The sequence below is a fragment of the Paraburkholderia sp. GW821-FHT02A12 genome, assembly GCF_059422005.1.
Window position 1 is genome coordinate 1 of sequence record NZ_JBWKWA010000003.1, and the last position, 18,604, is coordinate 18,604.

Genomic DNA, 18,604 nt, shown 5'->3' on the forward strand with positions numbered 1-18,604 from the left:
ATGAAAGATCTAGTCGAACAGTGGAGCGAGGAACAGGACGCGCCTGCGTCGGGCACGGACCCGCACGTTACCATCAAGAACGAACTGGTGCGGCGGTTCCAACGCATGACCCTCCAGCAAAAGCGCGTGCTTGCATTAGCGATCGCGAAGTGCAATCCCAAGCTGAAAATTTTGCTCCATAAGGCGACCAGCCCCGATCCCGCGACGGGGATTGCACCGGGGTGGCCAGTGCGCATCACCGCTCAGGAATTTCTCGAAGCCTATCCGTCGATCGATGCCAAGCATGCCTATTCGGACCTCAAATCGGCCGCAGAGAGCCTGTACGAATGCAGTGTCGAGTGGACTGTCATTCAGACTGAGCGCGGCAAGAAAGTGCCTGTACGTAAGGTCGCCCGGTGGATCTACGAAAGAGCGGACACGAGCACGTCCGGCTGGGTCGAACTGAAATTTACGCCGACGATTGCGCCGTACCTGCTGGGCATCGAAAGGGCCTATACAACCTACAAGCTCAAGCATGCGGCCGATCTGAGATCGATGTATAGCTGGCGATTGCTCGAAATGATGGCTCAGTTCCGCGATACCGGGCTCTTGGTCATCGGTTATGACGAGTTTTGTGAAGCGATGGGTGCACCGGCCAGTTGTATCAAGGATGCCGGCCAGCTTCGGCGTCGGGTCATCGACGTGGCCGTAAAGGAATTGCAGGAGAAAAACGGGCTGAAAATCGAATGGGAACCGACAATCCCCGCCGGCCGTAAGATCACTGGCTTCAAGTTTACCTTTCAGCCGGACCCTCAAGGACGCTTGTTCTGACGTGGTCGATGCATGTCAGGCTCACCACGAAAACGTCAGAACCGCGCATTCTGACGGAGAGCGCACACGTCAGGCTAACCACCGAAATGTCAGAATGGAAGTGCCGTGAAATGGGGTTTGAGGCGCAGTGGAACGGCTATGGTTTTTTTTGCGTAACTTGTTCTCGTGCGCCTCTAACCCCAACATTGACGATAGTGGGTGCCCGAAAGACCATGACGACCGCTTGCGCCGTGACGTGACGAGCTGCGCAAGCAACTGGTTCGTGCTCACAACGGGGGCCCATGGCCGGTGTGTTCGTCTTCCTCGTCCCAGTCCGCTGCCTCCTCTCGTCGCCGCCGATCTTCTTCTTCTATCTCCTCCTGTTGTCGGCGCCGCTCGTCGGACTCTTCCTGTTGTCGGCGCTCCTCGTCGGCGGCGTCGTCCTCGTCCCGGTCCTGTTGTCGGCGCCGCTTGTCGGCGGCGTCGTTCTCGCCCGGGTCCTGTTGTCCGCGCCATTCCTCTTCTTCTTCTTCGTCCTCTTCCGCCTGGGGTTCCTGCTCATCATCTTCCCCGGAGAGCCAATCGTCGTTTTGGTCCCAACTATCGTCGTCCGGCAACATTTAGTTTCTCCTTTCAGAAGAATGGGGCCAGCCCGAACGATCTTCTCGTTTATCGAGGGGGCTGGTAAATGCCACCCCGCAGCGTGACATGTATTGTCCGCTTCCGGAGAAGTCTTTCTGAAGCGGGAAACCGCCGATGCCGCCCGGGCGCGCAATGTTGCCTCAGCGTTGTGCTGAGCACGCCCGCGGTGTCGGGTCGCCTGCGGTCAGTCACGGTGTCGCTGTTCGCCGATGGTTTCAAGGTCGGAATTCTGACACCGGACCAAGCTAGCCGCGCGCCTGTCCGAGCTACCCGAAGCCGCGCCCCGCACGCAGCGAGCACCTCGCTTAACCCGGTTTTCCGTCCCCCTGCGCCTCAAACCCCTGAAATCGAACCACGTCGAAATCACGGGCGGCTGACGACACCTTCCATCGCCGCTAGCTGTGCCTTGCGACGCTCCACGACATTCCGGATGACGCGCTCCATGAGCGCCGGATCGGCGGCGCACACGTCGATCATCGAGCTAATCAGCTCAGGCAGGTCCAGCGTCGGCCGGAAGGCCGGATACGCCTTCATCTGCTTCTTCGCGCTCCGGAAACTTTCATCGAACACGAGAACCGCCTTCATGCCTAGCGTCGGTTCCTTCTTCTTCGGCACGACCTTGCGGACGCCAAACGCCTCTGACGCATCATCGCCGCGCCACTCGTCGGCCGTGAACGTCACCATTTCCGGCTGCTTCTGAACATCGCTCATCATCACCTCGGTCAGTTGTCGTGGCGCGTCGCGCGAGCGGCGAGCCAGTCATCCAGCGTGAAATTTTCGTCCGCCATGCGGCGCACGTAGGGTAGGGCGCCTGGTAGGGGCAGCGTCTCGACCTTGCGGCCGGACCGCTCCCACTCGGCCGACAGGAACGCCACGAGCTTGCCGACCTGATACCGGGTTGTGTGAAATCCCGGTGTTTGGTACAGCGATCGCACCAGGCCGGCGACAAGATCGTCAGCGCGCCTGGAGCGCACCGTCGAGCGAATCTGAAAACGCCACTGCCGCTCTGTGTCGGTCGTCATCCGCCAGGTGAGCCGAACGCCACCGCCGGCCGCCTTCGAGTGGGGCAGTTTCAGCAGCTCGTAACCGGTGACGTGTACACGCTCTCCCTGTGCAAGCGCATCTTTCAGCTTTTCCAGCTTGTGCGCGGCGTGCTCGCCATCTGTGACCATCAGAAACCAGTGCAACGAATCGCCACGATCAAGATCGGCGAGCATGAGCCGCGCGTTAGCCTTGCCCAGCCCCTTCCGGTAGGCGCGCTGGTTCATGTTCAGGAACACCTCGTAGCGCTCCTGAAACTTGTCGCATAGCGCCTGCGCGCGCTCCGCACTGACCACTCCTGACGCGTGATGCCGGTAGCCGTGCCTGACCATATCGAGAAGACGTTGCATCAGCAACGTCTTGTATCGGATTACCTGCAATTCAGTCTCTCTCATATATGCATTTCGAATCGAATCATTTATGCGGAATGAATATTCGGTAGGACTCCATTCATTGATAATGCGGAGCCTTGCGCAGCAAGGCTTTCCACTTATTCGGGATGCTTCGCATTCCCGGCTAATTATAAGAGATTCCGCACGCGAAGCGTGCTTTCATCATACAGATACCACTACAATAAGATCGCTGACCGTCACAAGCGGCCCTAGCGCGCAAGCAGCACTCTGCGTCGCCGGGTCCGCCACAAGCGGGCAGCGACGCAGCACGAGGGCAACCAACCCTTGCATTACCGGTTGCCCGAAGTGGTGTAGCGCGCGAGCGATTACACGGAACAGGGACAGCCACCACCGCAGTAAGTAGTCCGGGGCTGACCACCCTGGATTCCATCACTTCACGCGAGCCGTAAGGCTCAAGGCACGGCTACCAACCGTGCCGAGTGTGCTGAAGTCGTATGCGCGTAATGGCGCTGGTACGACTACGACGAGCGCTGGACGGTGTAACTCCGTCCTTCGACTCAATCCCCCAGCAGCACGGGGAATCGAGGTTGGGCGACACGGAAACGGGCATCGCGAGGAAATGCGCGATGTTCCTGTGTAGCGTGAAAGCGGGAGACAGCTTCGCTGTCGTTAGGACCGCCCAGGGGCTGCGGGAAACCGTAGAACCTGTGCCACACACGTAGGCTGCTGAGGCGTTCCGAAAGGGCGCAGGCGTGCAAGGGGAAACCTGGCGCACGTGGCACCTTCCGGCGAAAGCTGGGGGGGTCGCTGTATAGCTTAAGCGTGTAAATGCGGCCGTAGAGGTCGCTATGTGGTGGGGCATCAAGCCTGTCTGAAGACGAAGCCGTTGACGGCACAACAGGTAAGCGAGCCGCTTTGGAATCTCGGGCCGCTGAAAACCTGATGGGTGAGAGGGAACACCTCTCTGTTGTTGCTTGAGGCGCAGGCGTGGTGCCCCGGAGCGTTGTTTAGCTTCAGTAGCGTTGCACTAACGTGGGAATCGCTAAGGCCAATATCGGGCTGGTAACCCGATGGCTATGCGAGGGAGAGTGGATCAGTAGGGCCGTGCGGCGCAAGCCGCATAGCTGTTTGTCGCGATTCGTCCGAAGCGCAAACAGCAGGCGCAAGCCTGTCCGAAAGTTCACGGCACACGTAAGCGTGAAGATGCGGGGTGGTTCCCGCAATGGAATGTTGGAACGGGCGCGGTTGGTAGCCGCGCCCGTCTTGGGATTGGTCTCCCAAGGTCTCCAACGTGTAATGAAACCCTTTCAAGGAGCTTGTCGTGGAAACAAAACGTAGCAAACGAGCCGGCCGAGAAGGCCGGAATCAACCCGGCCGAAGTTGGGCCGGTGGGCAAATCGGCCTGCGGTTCGGGGCCGAAGTCATCAACAAGTCGCGCGCCTCGGCGCGTGCAAGTCAACCCGGCAGCAGTCAGGCCGGCGGTCAGAGTGGCCCGCTGCATGGGGTCGCTGGCAGCAACAAGTCGCGTACCTCGGTGCGTGCAAGTCAACCCGGCAGCAGTCAGACCGGCGGGCAAGACGGTTCCTTGTGGACCGGTGGCAACCAGAGAAACGGCGTTATCGCGCCGGCTTCACTGTGGCAAGCCGGGGTTTGACTCCGGTACGTCAACCGACAAACAGGCCACAAGCCTGCGTCAATGTCGTCAAGGTTGAGGGCGTGGGAAGCCTTCAATTGCTGTACGGCCGCAGACCGTATCTGCTCGGCAGGGTGGTGCGCCTTTTTAGGCAATCCGTTCGTGCTTCGGCACACGCCGGCCCTAAACCGGAGAGACGAAAGTCTCTCCGGTTCCCCCTAACAAGCGGAGGAAGCCGTGCTTTTTCCTAACGCAGTGAATATGCAGTCAGTGCAGCCGACCGTCTTTGCGGCGGTCGAGCATGCGCTTCAATGGTCCAGTCCGTGGTATTGGATCGTGGTCGCTATTCCGCTCTTTACGGTATCGGTGTTGCATCCCGTACCGTGGCGGCTGCGCACCAATGATCCAACGTTCCTCGACTTGGTGACCTTCCTCGCGCGTCGGATTTCCGTGTACGCGCTGGAGCTGCTGGTGGTCCTTGTCCCACTCATTGGGCTTTTCCTCCTCGTGATTTCGGCCGGCATGTCGTTCGGAGAGGCGGTATCGAGTTACGGCGCGTGGCTCGCTGGCCGGCTCGGACAATACTGGCCGATCGTGGCCGGCGCGGTTGTCTACGGGCTTGCGTTGCGGTTTGTGTGGGACCGATATATCTCGCCAAGGCTGTCGGCCTACTGGCGTTCGGTGCGTGTCACTCAGGAAACCGACAAACTGGTCGATGCGCGCGAGGAAGTCGTGACGCTGAAGGCTAAGGACTTCGAGCCGGAAAAATACTTCGCCGATGGCAAGATTTTTTACGGTCTGGACGAGCACGACCAGCCTATCTATTTCGACCTGAAAGAGTTCTTCACCACGCACCACGCGATCCTTGGCCCGACGAGTTACGGCAAGGGTATCGTGCTGCAAGGCGTGTTCAAGCAGTGCATCCGGTTCGGATTCAGCGTGTTCTACATCGATCCGAAAGGCGACGATTACCTGCCGTACCTGCTGCAAAACGAGGCGCAGGCGGCCGGCCGGCGCTTCGTCTATCTCGATCTGAATCCGGGCGGCAAGGGCGTGTGGCATCCGTTCCTTGGTGGCGATTTCCGGCAGCGCCGCACGCGGATCGTGCGCGCTTTCAATCTCGACTCGGCCGGCACCGATGCCGATGTCTACAAGGCCAAGGAACGCGCGCTGCTCGATGACGCGCTCGAAAATACTGACGGCACAATCAAGTCGCTCCTGGCCTACGTGAAGGATCACGGCAATGCCGGCGACCGTGATCTGTCCACGTTGCGCGACTCGCTGCGCGAATGGTCGCGCGTCGATACCTTCGCCCAGCCGGCCAAACGCAAGGGTCATTCGATCGAAGCGTGCCTGTTGAATAATGCTGTCGTCTACGTTCGCGGCGACCTGGCTGACCCGGTTGTGAAGGCTGCGACGAAGGCTTACATCGCGGAGCTGACGGCGGAAATCAAGCGTCTGTTGCCGAAGCGGCCGGCGCATGTGACGCTCGGCATTGACGAATTGAAGTTCCTTGCATGCGCGGAAATCAATGATGCACTCGCAACGATCCGGCAAAACCGCTGCAATATGTTGCTCGCTGCGCAGTCGATCGCGAACCTCGAAGCGCCGGATGACAAGCGCCTCGACGGCAAGGCATTGGCGCGGGAATTCGAGGTCAACACGCCTATCAAGTTCGTCTACCGGGCAGCGGATGAACGCACGGCCGAATGGGCGGAAAAGCTCTCGGCAACCCAATGGCTGAACGTGGTGCAGCGCGAAACGACGAAAACCAACGTGCACGGCGGCGAACAATGGGAAGGAAACCGGATGGTGGGGAAGCTAGAACAACCCATCATTTCGCAAAGCACGCTGCTCAGCCTGCCTGCGCGGATTGCCATCGCCTACATGCCCGGCCGCAACGCGTCGAAGCTCTATACCTGCCACGCGTACATCGATCGCAGCGTGGCGTCGTGGATCACACCGGCAGCGCCGGCCACGCCGGCCGCCGCGGCTGAATCAACGGAATCGGCGGAATAAACAGGAGCAAACTTCCGGCTTACAACGGCAATCAATTGCTTTGCTGCAACTACCTGCGCTTGCCCGTTCGGATTTCTTCGGTAAACCGAAGCGCACGAAGCGGCCAACGCCGTTACGCCAGGCAACTGTCGTTTCCGGGAGACGCAGCCCCCGCGCCGGGGGCATTTTCTGCACCTTGGCACTAAAATACCTCTACGCTGTGTGACTCGGGGCAGCGCACAAACAAGAATCACGGGGGAGTCATGCAGATCAAGACCATACGCCAACTTATCCGTTGGGCATTCCCGTTGGCCATTGCGGCTTACGGTGCCGTCGCACACGCCGACGACGAGGTGACACTTTTCAACGCGCGTGGCGCAGCCGAGGCGTACATCGCTGTAGACGATGGGCTGACCATTTACTTGTGGAGTGGCAAGCCCGTGGCATACCTTGAAAAGGCTGGCACTGACGAAGGCTACAACCTCTACGGGTTCAACGGGAAGCACCTTGGCTGGTTCACAAAGGGGGCAATATATGCCCACGATGGGACCGCGGCATGCGCCACCGCTCAGGTCATGACCTCCGCAACCCAACTCGAACCGCTCAAATCTCTCAAGCAACTCAAGCCCCTTCAGTCATTGACGGAGCTTTCGCCTCTCCAGCCGTTGCTCGCCAGCAGGTTCGGTGACACGCCGTGCCGTTTCCTGTTAGGCGGGGGGTCGAACTGAGCAGCTCACCATTCGGCTGAGTTCGGCCAGCTTTGGACATTCGACAGCGCCGCGCGCAAACTCAGGTAACGGGGGGGGCAACATGAAGACGTCGAGGATAGCTACGGTAGTTTTGCTGGCCACGCTAACTACAAGTTGTTCACAGAAGCCGATAGATGACAAAAATGGCGCGCAGATAGAGGCGCTTAAGCAACAAGTCGCGACGTTAAGTCAGCAACTTCAGCAGGCTCAGCAATCGCAAGTCGCCCTAGCAGGGCGAGTCTTAATGCTAGAGTTCTGGCGCTCCGTCGAAGCGAGCAATTCGGCTGAGCTTGACCCTACCTCAAAGTCGTATGGCGTCGCCAAAACTAATCTCGGCAACCTTCTCATCTCCGTTGATAACATTTCTCCGTACGCAGACGGCTATAAAGTGCGTTTGATGGTCGGAAATCCCAACATGGTTACTTTTGATGGAGCGAAGCTGAAAGTCCAGTGGGCTGAAAAACCGCGATGGGGTGACAAAAACTTCGACAGTGCAAAGTGGAACGCGTCGATTCAACAAAAAGACGTTGACATTGTGAATAACCTTCTTCCGGGCACGTGGAATCCGATAGAGGTTGTGATCTCGCCGGCCACGGCTGCTCAGACCGGCTATCTGGCTGTCAACGCGACGCTCGACAAGCTATCAATGCGGCCCGGCTTCTAAGCAACGGCGCGGGGCCACTCACGGGAGGGAGCGCATATGGCGCAGGTTAGCGGAGTCGATTGGAAGATCGTGCTTGAATTTTTAAAGGTCATCTTGTCATGGCCAGTCGTCGTCGGCGTTGGGATGGCCCTCGCTTCCCTGGCCTGCTTCCAGGTCTCACCAAAGCCGCGTAGCTCATGCAGGAAGTTGCGGGAAAGCGCTGACAGTCTCTTTGCCGATTGCCGATTACAGGCCTTATGAGGAAGGCCAATGGCCGCTGTCTCTCCATAGTCGCCTTTGTCGGCACCACGCGACGACGGACCGCTTCGGGTCGATCAGCGACATTGCCTGCTCCGTGCTAGTGGCCCGCCGAAACGGGCCGGGTCTGGATCATTCGCCGGTCAGTAGCTCATCGAGCTGCGGACGCAGCCACGTCGCCGTGTTGATCGCGGCCGGCGTGAGCTTGCGGACATAGGCCGATTTGCCGGCTGGCGACCGGCTCGGGCTGTACACGAAGCCGTTGCGCTTCATCAGGTCGCGCACGGGCTTATCCGGCTTGGCGTCGAACACAAACGCAGCGCGGTTATCCTCCACGTCCTCGCGGTACATGTAGCCTTGCCCGTGTTCCTCGCGATCGCAGCGCTCCGCCATCTTTTCGAGCGCCGCGATACGGTCGCGTATGCGCCGGATATTGGCGCTGCTGTTGGTCAGCTCGTAAGATGCGAAGCCGGCGCGGCCTCGATAGTCCGGCCGGAACAGCTTCTCGATGGCGTCGGCCGTGTAGCCAAGGGCAGCAAGGCCGGCGCGATCCTCGCGGCGGATCAGCGCATTCGTGCGCTTCATCCGCTCGTGCCGCTCCTCCAGCTCGGCCAGCTTCACGCGCAGCTTGTCTACCGCTTCCGGATCATCGCTCGATATGCCGCCCTTGCCGACAGCCGCGGCGCGGCGCTCCAGTTCCTTCGCCTGGCCTTGCAGCGCGAACGCCTTGCCGAACGTGTTGTGAATCCGTGCGCGATAGTTGCGGTCGCGGCGCTCGGAGTGGTGGCCGCGCAAGATGGGCTGGCCGGACGGGATAGCGGACGCCATAACCTCGGCGCGGGTATAGGTCATGTTCGACGCCGACCGGGCGCGATCGGCGCGAGCCTCCAGGCGGTCGCGGCGGGCTTGCTGCTTCGCTTCGTACTTGTTCACGGTCTATCTCCTATAGAGTGCCGGGCCACCCCGCCCGGCTGGGGGTGGCGGCTTACTCGCCGATCTTGCGCAGTTGCTCGAAGTAGTGACGCGATGACTTGGCCAGCTCCATCATTCGGGCATGGGCGCTGCCGTCGCGGCGTAAACGCCTGGCGAGCGCGAGGCTCGCGGCGTGGTTGGTGCGGTGGTAGGTACTGAGCTTGGTTGCCATGACGAGCGCCCCTGTCAGCACCAGACGACGCGGCCGTAATCGACCGTGCGGCGGTAGTAGTTCCGGCCATCCCAAGGGGTGTACGTGTATTCCATGTAGGCACACGTAAGGACTACTATCCAGTGATGAAGTGAGAGCGGGTTCATATCGACCTCCAGAAAAAGCGATTGCCTTTACTGCTGACCGGGTCCCTAGATTCCGAGTCCCGGAGTGGAGTGGTTTGGCGAGGCTGGGGAACTTGACCGTCTTGCCGCCGTTTCCCTGAGTTCGTCGTCCCGCGACGGGGTTAGCCGGCCCGGTGTGGCTGTCAAGGGTGAAACCGGAGGCCGCATGCCCGCGCAGCGAAGCGAGCAGGAACGGGCGAGGATTTCAGCGCGCAGCGCGGCCCTTGATGGCCGCACCGGGTTGGCTATGGTCGCGAAAAGGACGGCGAACTCAGGGAAACGGCCAGGGCGATTGCCGGAGCCGAGACGAACCGCCGCGCGGCGAGCGCCTACGTGCGGCCGACTGGCCGCACCTGACTAGGAGGTTGCGTTAGGGATTGAAGCCCGTAGGGGCGAGACTCGGAACGAGGCTCGACGCGCAGCGCGAAAGCCCGGCCCGAAGCAAAGCGCAGGGAAACGCCCGTCACGCGTGCACAGGGTTATCCACAGAAATTGTGGATAACCACGGTCATGCTGATGCGTTCAGCATCTACGTTGGATACCGCCTTTTTTTGACCTAGAATCATCACGTGTTGTTTGACGTTCCGCCATTCGTGGAACGTCAAACGACGCTCCCGGATGGCCTTTTTTTTGGAGGCCATTATGTTCAACGAGCAATCAACTGGTTCGGGAAGTCTGTTCAAGGTCAGTAAAGACGTGCTGCTTGGGTCATCAGACTTGTGGGTAGGTAGTGTGCAAATCGACTCACATATCGTTGTCGCTTCAGCAACCGCAATACTCAGGAATGAGCATCGTTTCGCGGGTTTTCGATTGACGCTTGGCACGACCGATCATATCTGCCGTGGGTTGGGCTATTTCGCCGAACTCCGACCGGTAGGCCCGTTTCTCGGTTCAGAGCTGCGCGGATACATGGCACATGTCGATAGTCCCGGCATGGATCAGGTGCTACAGGTGTCGGCTGTTTATGCGACTAACAGCGATGGGACGAGTAGGCTCGATTTGTCGATTGATCCGATCGTGCGAGCCAGTGAGGCTGCGTGAATAGCGGGAGAGGCTTTTTAGCCGTTACAGGAGGGGAAAGGCTACGGCCTTTCCCCTTTTTTACGTCGCCGACACGGCAACCTCGACGGTGGCGCCCAGATCATCGACAATTGCCTTCCCCGACATGGAGATTAGTTATGGCGTGGCCAAAAGGTGTTCGCGCAGTTAAAGGTCAGACGGCATTTTTGTCCCTGATGGCAATTGCATTGGCAAGTGGAAATACCTTGGGGAAAGAGATAGTTCCTGTCGGTCCGGAACTCGCCCCGCGTGAGATTGGTGTCCTGCTGAAAGGTTATCCGATGCTGACCCAGCAGAACCCATTGGCAGCCGGGGGAGTGGGAGTCATGCTGTGGGGGTGTGAATATCAGGTCGGAAGGGCCATGATAACGACCACTATAGCTACTCAGCCCGGCGATCCGATGCCTTGCAAGCGCAAAGTGGCATTCGGCGAATCACCTCAGTAATCTACCAAAGAACAATGAACTGCTCCCTGGTCGATGACGACACAATCCAAGCACAGGCGCGCGCCGTGCTTGAGGCCGAGGGATTCGCCGCGTTCCGACCTACCGCGCCGGCTTATCGGTACGACATCGCGGGTCTTTCATCGGAGCTCTTCCCACCGGAGCGCCTTCACATGCTGCCCATTGCCGAAATCGAACCGCCGCTACGGTGCGTAGGCGTGGCGCTGTTTCCTCGGGCGAACCGAATCCTAGACGGGATGCTGCGCGGCGACGCGTTGCCGCCTATCTACGTCGAACTCTTGCCGGAAATTCCCGGGCCGTACCGCTATCGAACCACGAACGGCTTTCATCGCTTCCATCTTTCGCGCGCGCTCGGCTTGAGCCAGATCCCAGCGATTGTCTGGCCGTCTTTTGAATGACGCCGATCAAATTGCAACTGGGCGCCCATATCTGCCAAGCGTGCTGCGAGGTAGGTCTACGGTGCTGCTTGAAGGGTTACGACAGTGTTTGCTAACTCCGTAGGCAACGCAGCAAGCATAGCTTCGAGCAAAACAGAGAGTCCGGCGCATAGTTGCTGAATCTCGACAAATTCGGGAGCGTCTGTGGCAAGAACATTAGGTTGTTCCCACTGCTCCATCACGAGTGTCTGCAACGTTTTGAGAATGTGGTTCCATTGCATCCGAAACTGCAATGGAACTGCAAGCCCGTGCGTGTACTGTGCGGCTTGCATATCGCGAATCGCAGCGTATGCTGTCTGTACGTTCTCCCTGATGTCACGAGCACATGCCAAATTCGCAATGATTCTCGATGGTGTGTCTTCGAGAATTGAGAAATAGCGCTTGATCGCCTCGACCCGCTGCTCGAGCATTTTTTCGGCAACGACCTTTCGGATCTCGAACCTGTAGCGCTCAAAGCTTTGAATACGAGCAAGTTCCGCCTTGAAGGATTCAGCCTGAAGCGATAGTTCGTGCTTGTGGCGCTCCGCAGCGTCGTCTAAACCGCGAGTGGCGCGACGTCGCAACCACTCGGCGATTGTCTGCCGGCAAACCAGCGCGACGCCGCAGATGACGACCACTACGATAGAAGCGACGCCTCCGAGCTGCGTCAAGACTTGACTTAGAAGGTTCATGGTTGCCCCTTGTTGATTGTTGTGATTCTGGCGGTCACGCTCGATAGCACTATGCGGAGCGATCTGAACGTTGCGAAAGGAGCCGAAACAGCGTCGATCGGTGGATGCCGAACAACGCGGCGATTTCCTGCATGCTCGTGTTGCCCTCGTCCGCGAGACGATAGATATGGTCGAGCTGCGCCGGCGTGAGCGTCGGCTTGCGGCCGAACTTCGTGCCGCGCGCCTTGGCCGCAGCTCGGCCGCTGCTCGTGCGTTCAACGATCAGGCTGCGTTCGAACTCGGCCATGCCGCCGAACACGGTCAACACCATGCGACCGGCCGGCGTCGTCGTGTCGGCCCACGGCTCGGCGAGACTGCGCAGGCCAGCGCCGGCGTCGCGAATCCGCTCAACAATGTCGAGCAAGTCGCGGATGCTGCGCGCGAGCCGGTCGAGGCGAGTTACAACAACAACGTCGCCGGCGCGCAAGTGGTCGAGCATACGGTCGAGCTGCGGGCGAGCGCGGCGGGTGCCAGTGATTTTCTCGGCGAAGACTTTGCCGCAACCGGCCGCGCGTAGCTGCGCCTCCTGGTTGCTAAGGTCCTGGTCACGCGTCGAGACACGGGCGTATCCGATCAGGAATGCGCCCGTCTCAATGTCGCGCGTTGCGATATCGGCCGGATCTCTCACTGGCTCTCTCGCGATTCGAGCCACGACATGGCCTCGTCAAGAGCATCGTCGTGTGCAGACTGCTGAAGGTACGCATCCCATGCGTCGCGCGGCCTTGCGCTGTCAGCATTGGCTAACCAATGCCCGCGCTCGGACTCGGTGAGTCCGTTCCACCAGTCCATGCCGGCTTGCGGATCTGCATCAGCGTCGGCCGGGAACACACCCCCTCCGACTTCCGTGCCGTCCTCAAGGAGCCGCAGACGCCAGCCCCCGCCCAAATTGGCAGGGCGCGGCTCTATCTCGTAGCTGTAGCTTGGTGCTGAGGTATTAACCATCGTCTGTTACCTGTCGTTGTGCACTGCCGCGTGGCGATGTTGCCAGAGCGCGTGAATAGCATCGAGCCGGCTGTCGAATCTGCCAATCACGCGGCAATCGGCGTCGTTGTCGTCGGCGGGGTACGCGGCGATATCCCCGAGCCATTTACCGTCGAGCTTCAACTCATAGCCTCCGACGCATTCGGCCCCTTCCGGGGTGGTCAAGGCATAGCGGCAACGACGCATCAGGAAGCCGTTGCCGGCGGTCGGCGGATAGTTGACGTTGTGCTGCACGAAGTAGTCGCCATCATCGAGCAGCACTGCACCGTTTGTTTCTGTCGTCATGATTACTCGCTTATCGGGCGCCAGGTCCACATCGGCAGCACGGCACGCCCACTACCGCGCATCATGTTGCATATTATAGTCGCGTATATGGGCGTATACAAGACTATATTTTGCAACATCGCGACCCACGGCAGCGTCAGGGTTTGGCGGCGGCCGGTATGGCGTTGCGAAACTTAGGAGTTTTGCAACAGAGGGGCCTTCGAGATTCGGACTTCCAGAGAAGTGGCGCGCATCCGATCTTTGATGTATAGTGTAACTATACGCTATACGTAATGGCGAATACACGGGTCACAGGTACAACTGCAACACACGGGTCACAGGTACAACTGCAACGGAGCGAACGTATGAATAGTCATTGCTATTGGGAGGCCCATGATCAAGTCATGGCGACACAAAGGACTCGAGGAGTTCTTCATCAGCGGACGTAAGGCAGGCATCAGGCCTGACCATGCGCCTAGATTAAAGCGTCAGTTAGCCCAGCTCAATGTGGCCCAGTCGCCGCAGGATATGAACTTGCCGGGTTGGAAATTTCACGGACTGGAAGGTCGTCTAGCAGGCCATTACGCCGTAACGGTTAATGGAAACTGGCGAATAACATTCAGGTTCGAAGGTACTGACGCCATCCTGGTTGACTACCAGGATTACCATTAAGGTTCAGTGCATGACTCAAATGTTTAACCCGCCTCACCCGGGTGAAACGCTTCGGGAGGATGTTCTCCCGGAGCTTGGTTTGACGGTGACTCAAGCAGCCGCTCAGCTCGGAGTTACGCGCGTGGCATTGTCACGCGTGTTGAACGGGCACGCCGGCATATCGCCTGAGATGGCTCTCCGAATCGAAGGATGGCTCGGTGTAGAGAATGGCGGCCGCGCAGATCTGTGGCTCTCCCAGCAGACGGCCTATGACCTTTGGCAGGCGCGATCGCACGGCGCGCCAAAGGTCGAGCGGGCACACGCCTGCGCTTGAGTTTTGACAGGCTCGCCGCTAGTAAAGGGGTGCCGTCAATAAACGGACGAAAACGTACGATAGCCGCAGCGCACAAGGCATTCGACAATGCGTCCTTTTCAGCCCAGTATGGCGCCCGACACGCAGTTGCGGCCGATCGCCTTGGCCTGATAGAGCGCCTCATCGGCGGCCTTCACCACCGAGGCAACACTGTCCGCCATCAGCCCTTGCCAGCTCGCCGCGCCGATGCTGACGGTAACCGCGCCTTGCTCGCTTGCTGCATGTTCGATATTCAGCGAGGCAATCGCGCGGCGGATGGTTTCGGCCATCGCCAATGCGCCCACGCTGCCGATACCCGGCAGCACCACGACAAATTCCTCACCGCCATAGCGCGCGGCGAGGTCGCCCGACCGGTGAAGCTGTCCGGCGATACATTGCCCCACTTTCGTTAGTACCTCATCGCCGGCCTGATGACCATAAAAATCGTTATAAGCCTTGAAGCGGTCAAGATCGACGAACAGCAGGGAAAGTGGTTGCTGCGTGCGCAGCGCACGACGCCACTCACGATCGAGCCGCTCGTCCAGGGTCCGGCGATTGGGAAGCCCCGTGAGGCTATCGGTACTTGCAAGTGCCTTCAGCGCCGATTCGGCCCGTGCTTTTTTGCCCAGGGAAGAAGCGAGCAATACCGCCAGTCCGACAAAGACAAGGCCGAACACGAGCATGACGACAGCAACCTTGACGGCTCGCGCGCGCCACTTCGCATAGATGTCTGTCTCGGCCGGGGCCACTACCATAATCAATGGAAGTCCGGCCAGGTGTTTGAATTGATAGAGGCGGCGGACGCCATCGATCGAGGCCGTGTCCGCAAACGAGCCTTCCGGCTGGGCCATCATTTTCGTGAATGGCCCTGTTCCTCTGAGGTTGCGACCGATCAGTTTGGGATTGTAAGGGCCACGCATGACGAGGAAACCGTCGGTGTGAATGAGCGCCATCGTGCCGTGCGGTCCAAGCTCCAGGCCCGACAGCAGCTGATGAAAGTATTCGGTGCTGACCGTGCCGATCACGATGCCAAGGAACGATCCATCCGTGTCCGTGATGCGTCGGCTGAGCGTGATCACCATGTCGCCATTCAGCATTCGCGATGCGTGCGGAGGACTGACGTAGAGGCCCCAGGCCGGATGATCGCGTTGCACCGTAAAATAGTCCTGTTCGGCCACACTGGCTTTCGACGGGCGGTCCGTGCGGGAGTCCATCACGATATTGCCGGCCGCGTCGGTCACAAAGATGGCCCCCAGGTACGGCGCACTCGCCGAACGATCAAAGAGCACCTCCCGCCTGAGCGGCACTGGCGCGGCCATCACGTCCGGCCGCTGCACGCCATCGACCACCGCCTGCAGCGACAGGTCATATAACTCGACATTGCGGGCGATGTCCCGCTCGATCACCAGGAGCGTGTTGCGCGACGAATCGGATGCATGTTCCATCGCATCCTGACGACCGCCAAACAAAATGGCGACGCAAACGGTCAGCATGGCGATGGCCACGACGATGCCGCTGCCGATCACGATGCGCGGCGAGCTGACCAGGGCAGACAGACGATGTTCGACATCACCCGCGGACAGCGGGTCCTCTCCGGCAGCTCTTCCCGCCCCGGGGACTGAGCCGAGGACAGCGGCATGAAGCCGTGCCGGAATGCCGGTCAGCAGCTTCAACCCCCGCCCCGCACTTTCCGTCATGGCCAGCCCTTCTCCGAGATCAGTGAATCGATTCGACTGGCGCGCGCCCCCAGCGAACAGCCAGCGTAATGCGCCTGAATTGTAATACCATTTGTTCGCCACCAACGTCTGTGGCACGACAGCAGAAGATTAGCAGCCGGTTCGCGCGGTGAATCGGCTGAATAACACACTCATTCCGACACAATTCGACACCCCACTGCCGGCCGGATGGTGCGCTGCGGCTATCGTACGTTTTCGTCCGTTTATTGACGGCACCCTAGTAAAAGTCATCTGGAAGGGCACTCCCAACAGGACACCCAGCATTCAGGTCAAAGGCTATACTACTGTATATCTATACAGTAGTAGCCCACTCCGAACATGCCCCGTTTCCCCGAGTGCAAACCGCCAACCATTTACGAGCTGCGCGAGCAATGGCGTCGCTATCGTGGCAATGGTGTCGTCCAACGGTTAATCCTCGAAATTCAGCACCTGCGTGGATTCGTGCGCGAGGCTGAGGCGTTGCGTGGGGTCATCCAGCGCTGCTGGAACGATGAGACGGGCAGTAAGCTGGTCGCGCTGGAATGTCTGCGCACTGAGCTGCAAGCGGAGTTCTTCCGCGCCGGCGTCGTCAGCGATGCACCGAAGCCGCGCCCGCTGCCAGCATTTACGCCGCCATCCAGATATGACTTGCGCGCGCTCGCGCAGCACTATCACGACGACGAATCCATCCAGACGCTGATTGAGGAGGTCGAGCACGCGCGTGCGTTCGTCCTGCGTGTGGAAGCATTGCGCCTTGTCATTGAGCGCTGCTGGCGTGCGGAAACGGATTGCGATCTGGTTGCACTGGAAAAGCTGCGGGTGCGCCTCGAAGCCGAAAAGGAACGTGCCGGCGTCATCGTGTCGGCCGAGCCTGCGCAACGCGAACAACATGGGCTGACCGCACGCATCGCGCTTGATTTTGATGGACTGCCCGACCGCGAGTAAGGGGTCGCCTCGTAGAAAATCGGGTTTCGGCGAGCTTTGGGAGCCGGTTCAGCGGCGTAGTTCAGCGGGCGCTACCGCCTCCGCATGATGGCCAACAGCATGCTTGGTGAGCCTTTCCAGGATCTGCTTAAAGTCGCCCATCATTTCCCTCTGGTTCTGGACCAGCTCGGTCTGTGTCTGGACCAGTTCGGCCTGCGTGTTGCGCTGCTGCTCGGCGGCGGCGGGGTCGATGGGCCACGCCTTGACCTCCATCGACAGTGGCTTGTTACCGGCGAGCACTTCAATCGCCAGGTGTCGCATGGCCTGCTGCTGTAGCTCGACTGTGCCGTGTGCTTCGGGGGAGTAGCTACCGCCCTTAAGCTGCGCTCGCTCGAACCGGAAGTTGTTCGCTGCCGCAAGCCGGTCGAGGAGGTTCATGAACAGTTCGTCGCCTCGGCCATTCCAGTCGCGCTGCTCGGCCTCATTCTGTGGACGGCGCCCCTCTGCTGGAAGTGATAGATGCGTGTGATAGTCGTGCCACGCGGTCAGGACTTCCTTTTCGCGCTTGCCGCGCCACACCCATCCGAATATAGGAACACGGGTGCCGTAATAGGCGAGGTCGATCATGTTCAGTGCGCGGACGTGATCGATCGAGACTCGGGCCTGGCGTGTCCCCATCAGAGTCGTGAAGATCCAGTCGCGCCGTTGGCGTGAAGCCCCTGCACGCTCGACCATCTTCTGCGCCTGTACTGCGAGGATCGGCCCGGCAATCGTGGCTCCAACTATCACCCAGTCTTTCGCTTCAAGTCCCCACATTTTCTTCACCCCGTTGTCGTCCCAGCTTAGGCGGGAGTCTATCAGGGGGGCTTCAGAAAGTATCAAGCTACGGGGGATGCACGGAGGCAACCAAAAAAACGGCCGCATTGAGCGACCGAAAAACTCCAGCGTTCCGAGGTTGAAATTGTGCTGGAGCCTGAGAGGTGGTTACTTGATCTGGTCGTCGGGACGGTCAATCAAAAACTCGGCGGGGTCGCGGCCCTGCATCCAGCCAGGCGGCCGACCGCGCCCCGTCCACGTGTTACCGGTCGTGGGATCGCGATATTTGATCTTGGGCTTGTTGAGCTTGAAACGAGTGCGCCGCGTCAGATCGACAACGCGAATGCTGTACTGCTGCATCAGCTCTCGAATCTTGGCGAACGCCAGCTCGCGCTCGTGCGCGAAAGCTTCGTCCACTTTTCGCTGGATTGCGTCGCGCTCGGCGATGAGTTCCTCATAAGTTTGGGTTGGCATTATCTTCCCCACGTTACTCTGATGGTCAACAGGTATGAACCTCCGGACGGTCGCCTCGCACGTTTTTGTTTATATCAACCGGCGTTTTTCGGCTGAGTGGTCTTCCATGTCTGGAATGCCTTGTCGCGTTTCAGGTGCTGCACGAGTACATGCTCGACGATGAAGTCGAGCGACACCTCGGCACCGTTCATATCCTGATAGGCCCGCTGGTAGGCGAGCAAGTCGGCGTGCACGTCTTGCGCGAGATTGACCGGCAGCTTCGTTTTTTCAGGCTCGCGCTTGACGATCGGCAGGAGGAGACGGGCAGACGATTTGCGGGCAGGTTTTTGCGTCATGGTTATTC

General features: G+C 59.5%; 24 protein-coding genes. 10 read left to right on the forward strand and 14 right to left on the reverse strand.

The genetic code is table 11. The annotated features are described in order from the left end of the window. Nucleotides 1-810 (forward strand): replication initiation protein (locus AC07WT_RS38555; protein ID WP_211145489.1); only part of this gene is annotated, 810 nt, incomplete at its 5' end. Between the two features lie 266 nt (nucleotides 811-1,076). Here AC07WT_RS38555 and AC07WT_RS38560 read toward each other — a convergent pair. The 3 genes from AC07WT_RS38560 to AC07WT_RS38570 all read right to left on the reverse strand — a co-directional run bounded on the left by AC07WT_RS38560 (nucleotide 1,077) and on the right by AC07WT_RS38570 (nucleotide 2,822). After that, nucleotides 1,077-1,409: a hypothetical protein gene (locus tag AC07WT_RS38560; protein ID WP_494951161.1), complete on the reverse strand. Its 333-nt coding sequence runs from the start codon at nucleotides 1,407-1,409 to the stop codon at nucleotides 1,077-1,079. Between the two features lie 385 nt (nucleotides 1,410-1,794). Then, nucleotides 1,795-2,115: a hypothetical protein gene (locus AC07WT_RS38565; RefSeq protein WP_494951162.1), complete on the reverse strand. Its 321-nt coding sequence runs from the start codon at nucleotides 2,113-2,115 to the stop codon at nucleotides 1,795-1,797. Nucleotides 2,116-2,153: 38 nt separating this feature from the next. Beyond that, on the reverse strand, nucleotides 2,154-2,822 hold the full coding sequence (locus tag AC07WT_RS38570) for a hypothetical protein (RefSeq protein WP_494951197.1): 669 nt from the start codon (nucleotides 2,820-2,822) through the stop codon (nucleotides 2,154-2,156). A gap of 1,897 nt (nucleotides 2,823-4,719) precedes the next feature. On the opposite strand from AC07WT_RS38570, the gene AC07WT_RS38575 reads away from it, so the two are divergent. The 3 genes from AC07WT_RS38575 to AC07WT_RS38585 all read left to right on the forward strand — a co-directional run bounded on the left by AC07WT_RS38575 (nucleotide 4,720) and on the right by AC07WT_RS38585 (nucleotide 7,869). Next, nucleotides 4,720-6,477 carry a TraM recognition domain-containing protein gene (locus tag AC07WT_RS38575; protein WP_494951163.1) on the forward strand — a complete coding sequence of 586 codons (1,758 nt, stop codon included), beginning with the start codon at nucleotides 4,720-4,722 and terminating at the stop codon, nucleotides 6,475-6,477. A gap of 242 nt (nucleotides 6,478-6,719) precedes the next feature. After that, on the forward strand, nucleotides 6,720-7,184 hold the full coding sequence (locus AC07WT_RS38580) for a 4-fold beta flower protein (protein ID WP_494951164.1): 465 nt from the start codon (nucleotides 6,720-6,722) through the stop codon (nucleotides 7,182-7,184). An 82-nt stretch (nucleotides 7,185-7,266) separates the two neighbouring features. Then, the gene (locus tag AC07WT_RS38585; protein WP_494951165.1) at nucleotides 7,267-7,869 is read left to right on the forward strand and encodes a DUF3251 domain-containing protein; all 603 of its coding nucleotides are present in this window, start codon (nucleotides 7,267-7,269) and stop codon (nucleotides 7,867-7,869) included. A gap of 369 nt (nucleotides 7,870-8,238) precedes the next feature. On the opposite strand, the gene AC07WT_RS38590 is transcribed toward AC07WT_RS38585, so the two are convergent. The 3 genes from AC07WT_RS38590 to AC07WT_RS38600 are packed head-to-tail and all read right to left on the reverse strand — an operon-like array spanning nucleotide 8,239 to nucleotide 9,396. Beyond that, nucleotides 8,239-9,039: a DUF3560 domain-containing protein gene (locus AC07WT_RS38590; RefSeq protein WP_494951166.1), complete on the reverse strand. Its 801-nt coding sequence runs from the start codon at nucleotides 9,037-9,039 to the stop codon at nucleotides 8,239-8,241. Nucleotides 9,040-9,091: 52 nt separating this feature from the next. Next, entirely contained in the window at nucleotides 9,092-9,250 is a 159-nt protein-coding gene (locus tag AC07WT_RS38595) for a hypothetical protein (protein ID WP_211145476.1), read from the reverse strand. A gap of 14 nt (nucleotides 9,251-9,264) precedes the next feature. Next, the gene (locus tag AC07WT_RS38600) at nucleotides 9,265-9,396 is read right to left on the reverse strand and encodes a hypothetical protein (RefSeq protein ID WP_494951167.1); all 132 of its coding nucleotides are present in this window, start codon (nucleotides 9,394-9,396) and stop codon (nucleotides 9,265-9,267) included. Nucleotides 9,397-10,056: 660 nt separating this feature from the next. Here AC07WT_RS38600 and AC07WT_RS38605 point away from each other — a divergent pair. The 3 genes from AC07WT_RS38605 (at nucleotide 10,057) to AC07WT_RS38615 (ending at nucleotide 11,335) form a co-directional block, all read left to right on the forward strand. Next, nucleotides 10,057-10,455 carry a hypothetical protein gene (locus AC07WT_RS38605; protein WP_494951168.1) on the forward strand — a complete coding sequence of 133 codons (399 nt, stop codon included), beginning with the start codon at nucleotides 10,057-10,059 and terminating at the stop codon, nucleotides 10,453-10,455. A gap of 137 nt (nucleotides 10,456-10,592) precedes the next feature. Further along, on the forward strand, nucleotides 10,593-10,919 hold the full coding sequence (locus AC07WT_RS38610) for a hypothetical protein (RefSeq protein WP_494951169.1): 327 nt from the start codon (nucleotides 10,593-10,595) through the stop codon (nucleotides 10,917-10,919). A 14-nt stretch (nucleotides 10,920-10,933) separates the two neighbouring features. After that, nucleotides 10,934-11,335 carry a ParB N-terminal domain-containing protein gene (locus AC07WT_RS38615; protein WP_494951170.1) on the forward strand — a complete coding sequence of 134 codons (402 nt, stop codon included), beginning with the start codon at nucleotides 10,934-10,936 and terminating at the stop codon, nucleotides 11,333-11,335. A gap of 56 nt (nucleotides 11,336-11,391) precedes the next feature. Here AC07WT_RS38615 and AC07WT_RS38620 read toward each other — a convergent pair whose 3' ends face one another. Genes AC07WT_RS38620 through AC07WT_RS38635 form a run of 4 tightly spaced genes read right to left on the reverse strand, consistent with a single transcriptional unit; the run spans nucleotide 11,392 to nucleotide 13,350 of the window. Next, entirely contained in the window at nucleotides 11,392-12,045 is a 654-nt protein-coding gene (locus AC07WT_RS38620) for a hypothetical protein (RefSeq protein ID WP_494951171.1), read from the reverse strand. Between the two features lie 49 nt (nucleotides 12,046-12,094). After that, nucleotides 12,095-12,712, reverse strand: coding sequence for a recombinase family protein (locus tag AC07WT_RS38625; RefSeq protein WP_494951172.1), 618 nt, complete (start codon nucleotides 12,710-12,712; stop codon nucleotides 12,095-12,097). Then, nucleotides 12,709-13,026, reverse strand: a complete 318-nt coding sequence (locus AC07WT_RS38630; RefSeq protein WP_494951173.1) for a hypothetical protein — start codon at nucleotides 13,024-13,026, stop codon at nucleotides 12,709-12,711. Before AC07WT_RS38630 ends, AC07WT_RS38625 begins: the two co-directional genes overlap by 4 nt. A gap of 6 nt (nucleotides 13,027-13,032) precedes the next feature. Next, nucleotides 13,033-13,350, reverse strand: a complete 318-nt coding sequence (locus tag AC07WT_RS38635; protein WP_494951174.1) for a hypothetical protein — start codon at nucleotides 13,348-13,350, stop codon at nucleotides 13,033-13,035. 372 nt (nucleotides 13,351-13,722) lie between these two features. On the opposite strand from AC07WT_RS38635, the gene AC07WT_RS38640 reads away from it, so the two are divergent. Beyond that, nucleotides 13,723-14,001, forward strand: coding sequence for a type II toxin-antitoxin system RelE/ParE family toxin (locus AC07WT_RS38640; RefSeq protein WP_494951175.1), 279 nt, complete (start codon nucleotides 13,723-13,725; stop codon nucleotides 13,999-14,001). 10 nt (nucleotides 14,002-14,011) lie between these two features. Next, nucleotides 14,012-14,314, forward strand: a complete 303-nt coding sequence (locus AC07WT_RS38645) for a HigA family addiction module antitoxin (protein WP_310135750.1) — start codon at nucleotides 14,012-14,014, stop codon at nucleotides 14,312-14,314. 98 nt (nucleotides 14,315-14,412) lie between these two features. Here the strand turns inward: AC07WT_RS38645 and AC07WT_RS38650 are convergent, their stop codons facing one another. Beyond that, complete coding sequence (locus AC07WT_RS38650; RefSeq protein ID WP_494951198.1) at nucleotides 14,413-15,888, reverse strand: GGDEF domain-containing protein; 1,476 nt, start codon at nucleotides 15,886-15,888, stop codon at nucleotides 14,413-14,415. 498 nt (nucleotides 15,889-16,386) lie between these two features. Here AC07WT_RS38650 and AC07WT_RS38655 point away from each other — a divergent pair, with 498 nt between their 5' ends. After that, nucleotides 16,387-16,992: a hypothetical protein gene (locus AC07WT_RS38655; protein ID WP_494951176.1), complete on the forward strand. Its 606-nt coding sequence runs from the start codon at nucleotides 16,387-16,389 to the stop codon at nucleotides 16,990-16,992. 48 nt (nucleotides 16,993-17,040) lie between these two features. Here the strand turns inward: AC07WT_RS38655 and AC07WT_RS38660 are convergent, their stop codons facing one another. The 3 genes from AC07WT_RS38660 to AC07WT_RS38670 all read right to left on the reverse strand — a co-directional run bounded on the left by AC07WT_RS38660 (nucleotide 17,041) and on the right by AC07WT_RS38670 (nucleotide 18,596). Beyond that, nucleotides 17,041-17,787: a DUF6680 family protein gene (locus AC07WT_RS38660; RefSeq protein WP_494951199.1), complete on the reverse strand. Its 747-nt coding sequence runs from the start codon at nucleotides 17,785-17,787 to the stop codon at nucleotides 17,041-17,043. Nucleotides 17,788-17,955: 168 nt separating this feature from the next. After that, nucleotides 17,956-18,273 (reverse strand): H-NS histone family protein, encoded by a 318-nt coding sequence (locus AC07WT_RS38665; protein ID WP_494951177.1) that lies wholly within the window; start codon nucleotides 18,271-18,273, stop codon nucleotides 17,956-17,958. A gap of 62 nt (nucleotides 18,274-18,335) precedes the next feature. Beyond that, on the reverse strand, nucleotides 18,336-18,596 hold the full coding sequence (locus tag AC07WT_RS38670) for a DUF2274 domain-containing protein (protein WP_494951178.1): 261 nt from the start codon (nucleotides 18,594-18,596) through the stop codon (nucleotides 18,336-18,338). Nucleotides 18,597-18,604: the final 8 nt, after the last annotated feature.

What these genes read in the sequence shown, in the direction of transcription:
- AC07WT_RS38560 (WP_494951161.1), bottom strand. Translation starts at nt 1,409, where the DNA reads ATGTTGCCGGACGACGATAGTTGGGACCAAAACGACGATTGGCTCTCC.
- AC07WT_RS38565 (WP_494951162.1), bottom strand. Translation starts at nt 2,115, where the DNA reads ATGGTGACGTTCACGGCCGACGAGTGGCGCGGCGATGATGCGTCAGAG.
- AC07WT_RS38570 (WP_494951197.1), bottom strand. Translation starts at nt 2,822, where the DNA reads ATGCAACGTCTTCTCGATATGGTCAGGCACGGCTACCGGCATCACGCG.
- AC07WT_RS38575 (WP_494951163.1), top strand. Translation starts at nt 4,720, where the DNA reads ATGCAGTCAGTGCAGCCGACCGTCTTTGCGGCGGTCGAGCATGCGCTT.
- AC07WT_RS38580 (WP_494951164.1), top strand. Translation starts at nt 6,720, where the DNA reads ATGCAGATCAAGACCATACGCCAACTTATCCGTTGGGCATTCCCGTTG.
- AC07WT_RS38585 (WP_494951165.1), top strand. Translation starts at nt 7,267, where the DNA reads ATGAAGACGTCGAGGATAGCTACGGTAGTTTTGCTGGCCACGCTAACT.
- AC07WT_RS38595 (WP_211145476.1), bottom strand. Translation starts at nt 9,250, where the DNA reads ATGGCAACCAAGCTCAGTACCTACCACCGCACCAACCACGCCGCGAGC.
- AC07WT_RS38600 (WP_494951167.1), bottom strand. Translation starts at nt 9,396, where the DNA reads ATGAACCCGCTCTCACTTCATCACTGGATAGTAGTCCTTACGTGTGCC.
- AC07WT_RS38605 (WP_494951168.1), top strand. Translation starts at nt 10,057, where the DNA reads ATGTTCAACGAGCAATCAACTGGTTCGGGAAGTCTGTTCAAGGTCAGT.
- AC07WT_RS38610 (WP_494951169.1), top strand. Translation starts at nt 10,593, where the DNA reads ATGGCGTGGCCAAAAGGTGTTCGCGCAGTTAAAGGTCAGACGGCATTT.
- AC07WT_RS38615 (WP_494951170.1), top strand. Translation starts at nt 10,934, where the DNA reads ATGAACTGCTCCCTGGTCGATGACGACACAATCCAAGCACAGGCGCGC.
- AC07WT_RS38620 (WP_494951171.1), bottom strand. Translation starts at nt 12,045, where the DNA reads ATGAACCTTCTAAGTCAAGTCTTGACGCAGCTCGGAGGCGTCGCTTCT.
- AC07WT_RS38630 (WP_494951173.1), bottom strand. Translation starts at nt 13,026, where the DNA reads ATGGTTAATACCTCAGCACCAAGCTACAGCTACGAGATAGAGCCGCGC.
- AC07WT_RS38635 (WP_494951174.1), bottom strand. Translation starts at nt 13,350, where the DNA reads ATGACGACAGAAACAAACGGTGCAGTGCTGCTCGATGATGGCGACTAC.
- AC07WT_RS38640 (WP_494951175.1), top strand. Translation starts at nt 13,723, where the DNA reads ATGATCAAGTCATGGCGACACAAAGGACTCGAGGAGTTCTTCATCAGC.
- AC07WT_RS38645 (WP_310135750.1), top strand. Translation starts at nt 14,012, where the DNA reads ATGACTCAAATGTTTAACCCGCCTCACCCGGGTGAAACGCTTCGGGAG.
- AC07WT_RS38655 (WP_494951176.1), top strand. Translation starts at nt 16,387, where the DNA reads ATGCCCCGTTTCCCCGAGTGCAAACCGCCAACCATTTACGAGCTGCGC.
- AC07WT_RS38660 (WP_494951199.1), bottom strand. Translation starts at nt 17,787, where the DNA reads ATGTGGGGACTTGAAGCGAAAGACTGGGTGATAGTTGGAGCCACGATT.
- AC07WT_RS38670 (WP_494951178.1), bottom strand. Translation starts at nt 18,596, where the DNA reads ATGACGCAAAAACCTGCCCGCAAATCGTCTGCCCGTCTCCTCCTGCCG.